Raw genomic sequence first — 2,858 nt, 5'->3', positions numbered from 1 at the left:
CCCTCTAGCCTATCTCCCTTATAAATAAGGAATGTATTTAATGACAAAATACACAATAGAAATATTTGATCCTATGGCTTGGAGTCAAGAGGATTTAGCAAATAAAAAGAAATTAGAAGGCGATATCATTATGTTTGATCGTCTTGCAAGCCAATTCTTTTCCTTTGATGCACTCAATAAACGTTACCACGAATACCGTCAAAGATCATTGGACGCTCAAGAAGAACTACAGGCATTAATCGCATCTAACAACGGCTTAAATATCCCATGGGAGATTTTCCATGGAAGATAAAATTCAGCTCGAAATTATTAAATGTGAACTTGATATCGCTAATAGAAGAATTAAAACACTTCAAAAAATCATTAAAATTAAAGATGAAATAATTGCAAACCTTTCAGAAAAACAAGTTGCTGTTTCATTCGATAAGCACAGCATTCATAGAATTGGGAATGTGAAAAATGGTTAATATTCAAGAATACCTTATTGGTATGCACAATAAGCATATTCGTGAACCATTCAACAAATATGTAAAGTCAATTACGAATAGTGAGGCACCAGAAGAGCAAAAACTTCTTAATGCTATTTATGATCTTGAATTCTTTATTGAAAAAGCTACGAAATGTGCAAAGGAGTTTAGAGAAACTCTCAATCTTGAGATGCAAGGAAATGGAGTTATTAGTTTTAAAGGAGATAATTCAACAGCGACTTTAGTAAAAGCAACTCAAACAGCACAAATCATTAATGCAGATAAAATAGCAGAGCTACGACCTGATCTTATGGTTGCATCAGAAATAAGGCCAGATCGAACGGAAATAGCAAAGTTGCTACGAAAAGGTGAAGTAATACAAGGTGCTGTTTTATCAAATGGCGGGCCTCCAGTTTTAAAGATTACCGCAATTAAAAATAAAACCAATCCTTATGCTAAAGGAGTTGAAGAAAATGTCTAATGATGTAGTTACCATTCAAAAGGTAGGATTTGAAAGAAATACAAGTTTAGAGCCTCAAAGCTTAGGTGAACTAATAAAATATGCTGAGTATATTTACAATGCTTCTATGGTTCCCAAGACATTTACTCCAGCAGATATAGTCGTTGCGGTACAATTAGGAACTTCTATTGGATTATCTGTGGCTCAATCTTTACATAATATTGCAATAATTAATGGGAAACCGTCTATTTATGGAGATATGATGCTCGCCCTTTGTAGAGCATCCCCATTGTGCGAATATGTAAAAGAAGAAATGTTGGGTAATAAAAAAGAAGAATGGGTTGCTATTTGCACTGTTAAACGCAAAGGTAATCCAGAAGTTATTAGTAAATTTTCTTGGCAAGATGCTGTTGATGCAAAATTAACTGGCAAGCCTGGCCCTTGGTTGTCTTATCCTAAACGAATGCTTCAAATGCGTGCAAGGGGGTTTGCTTTACGTGATGCTTTTCCTGATTTATTAAATGGACTTATTTCTCAAGAAGAGGCTCAAGATTATCCAACGCAAACAATAGAGCCACCACCTGTTCAATTGCAATCAAAGCCAGTTGCTGAACAAGAAGTTATTCAAGAAATGCCATCTATTGAACCAGAAAAATCAGAGCTTATTAAAAGATATGACTGGCTGGTTGGTCAATTAACAGACATTGAAAGTCGTGAGTATTTAGAAAAATTAACATCACAGACAAAAATAATCAATCTTCGTAATGAACTAACAGAAAAAGAACCTAAATTAGCTGCTGTTATCACCGATCTAATCGAACAAGCTCTTGCTTCATTTGAAGAACAAGGAGAATTAGCAAATGCTGTATAATCCATTAAAAACATTTGAAGATAAAGTATATGCACTTCCTATTAATGCGTTTTTCTCTGAGAGTTGGAGCCGTAATGGACAAAAACACTATACGGAAGAATTAGGCATTACAGAGAGCGAAACCTATACTATGGATAATTATACACGTATTATCCTTAAACGCCTTGTAAAAGCTTCTGACGTGAGAATTAGAGCGTTTGGATCAACCGTTTATTATGATGAAACAATAGACAAACGCACTTTTGAATATGAAAAGTGGATTAATATTGATTCGTTATACAGCCCAGACGGAGAATACCCATTCGAACACGTAGGCGGTTTAAATGATGATAAGGAGAACGTTTGTATGGCCCTAGACGATATTACATCTTTCACCATACTTCCTACGCAGAAACCAACAAATGTAAAAAGGTATAAGCCATGTTTGTAGCTATTTGTTTAGTAGTTTTATTCAGCATCTGGCTTGGCTATGTATTTGGATATTTTATCAGAGGGTTAAAAGAATGAAAAGACATTTATCTATAACAGGACGATTTATGAATGGTGGCGAAGATTTCCTTGTTGTTAGGATTTTAAATGAACCTTTAAGTATAAGAATTTACGAAAAACCAGAGGTTATTACTCAAGATGTGTTTAATCAATGTGTAGAAGATGAATTTCCATCTTTCCAAAGATCATGCGTTGCAGGGAAATTGAATGCTGCCAATCATCTTATTATCGGTTTTAAAGATGATTTCAAAGATGAATCTGTAAAACCAAATTTCATTTATGGAGTTGAACAATGACGATTATAAAACAAATTGAGAGCTGGTTTAAAGCTGCTGTGCCAGAGCCAACAGATGACAATAGACGGGTTCAGCTCGGTTGTCATTTGGAGGAAGTTTCAGAGATGACTGATTGTTTACAACTAACCACAGAATCAGTAAGTTCTTTTGAAGTTGATATGAAAGATTCAGAATTAAGTAATGCCTTAAATAGATATTCACATATTTTCAAAAATGGTCGTGATAGGTCATCGACTGTTAGATATGAAAATATAATAATACTAGACAAAACCGCC

General features: G+C 34.5%; 7 protein-coding genes. All 7 read left to right on the top strand.

Annotated features, from left to right (window positions below):
* Window positions 1-40: 40 nt before the first annotated feature.
* Window positions 41-292, top strand: a complete 252-nt coding sequence (locus CIN_RS10780) for a hypothetical protein (protein WP_139017014.1) — start codon at window positions 41-43, stop codon at window positions 290-292.
* Window positions 282-467 (top strand): hypothetical protein, encoded by a 186-nt coding sequence (locus CIN_RS10775; RefSeq protein ID WP_008855128.1) that lies wholly within the window; start codon window positions 282-284, stop codon window positions 465-467. The genes CIN_RS10780 and CIN_RS10775 overlap by 11 nt, the downstream gene beginning before the upstream one ends.
* Window positions 460-948, top strand: coding sequence for a siphovirus Gp157 family protein (locus CIN_RS10770; protein ID WP_008855127.1), 489 nt, complete (start codon window positions 460-462; stop codon window positions 946-948). The genes CIN_RS10775 and CIN_RS10770 overlap by 8 nt, the downstream gene beginning before the upstream one ends.
* Window positions 941-1,798 (top strand): recombinase family protein, encoded by an 858-nt coding sequence (locus tag CIN_RS11610; protein WP_050798435.1) that lies wholly within the window; start codon window positions 941-943, stop codon window positions 1,796-1,798. The genes CIN_RS10770 and CIN_RS11610 overlap by 8 nt, the downstream gene beginning before the upstream one ends.
* On the top strand, window positions 1,788-2,228 hold the full coding sequence (locus CIN_RS10760) for a hypothetical protein (RefSeq protein ID WP_040364458.1): 441 nt from the start codon (window positions 1,788-1,790) through the stop codon (window positions 2,226-2,228). The genes CIN_RS11610 and CIN_RS10760 overlap by 11 nt, the downstream gene beginning before the upstream one ends.
* Window positions 2,229-2,301: 73 nt before the next feature.
* The gene (locus tag CIN_RS10755; RefSeq protein WP_040364457.1) at window positions 2,302-2,583 is read left to right on the top strand and encodes a hypothetical protein; all 282 of its coding nucleotides are present in this window, start codon (window positions 2,302-2,304) and stop codon (window positions 2,581-2,583) included.
* The coding region (locus CIN_RS10750) for a hypothetical protein (protein WP_040364456.1) at window positions 2,580-2,858 on the top strand (279 nt) is incomplete at its 3' end. The genes CIN_RS10755 and CIN_RS10750, both read left to right, overlap by 4 nt.

The sequence above is a fragment of the Commensalibacter intestini A911 genome (assembly GCF_000231445.1).
Classification (GTDB): Bacteria; Pseudomonadota; Alphaproteobacteria; order Acetobacterales; family Acetobacteraceae; genus Commensalibacter; species Commensalibacter intestini.
The sequence above is the reverse complement of the archived record's forward strand: the minus strand, read 5'-3'. Positions and strand labels throughout refer to the sequence as shown.

What these genes read in the sequence shown, in the direction of transcription:
- CIN_RS10780 (WP_139017014.1), top strand. Translation starts at nt 41, where the DNA reads ATGACAAAATACACAATAGAAATATTTGATCCTATGGCTTGGAGTCAA.
- CIN_RS10775 (WP_008855128.1), top strand. Translation starts at nt 282, where the DNA reads ATGGAAGATAAAATTCAGCTCGAAATTATTAAATGTGAACTTGATATC.
- CIN_RS10770 (WP_008855127.1), top strand. Translation starts at nt 460, where the DNA reads ATGGTTAATATTCAAGAATACCTTATTGGTATGCACAATAAGCATATT.
- CIN_RS11610 (WP_050798435.1), top strand. Translation starts at nt 941, where the DNA reads ATGTCTAATGATGTAGTTACCATTCAAAAGGTAGGATTTGAAAGAAAT.
- CIN_RS10760 (WP_040364458.1), top strand. Translation starts at nt 1,788, where the DNA reads ATGCTGTATAATCCATTAAAAACATTTGAAGATAAAGTATATGCACTT.
- CIN_RS10755 (WP_040364457.1), top strand. Translation starts at nt 2,302, where the DNA reads ATGAAAAGACATTTATCTATAACAGGACGATTTATGAATGGTGGCGAA.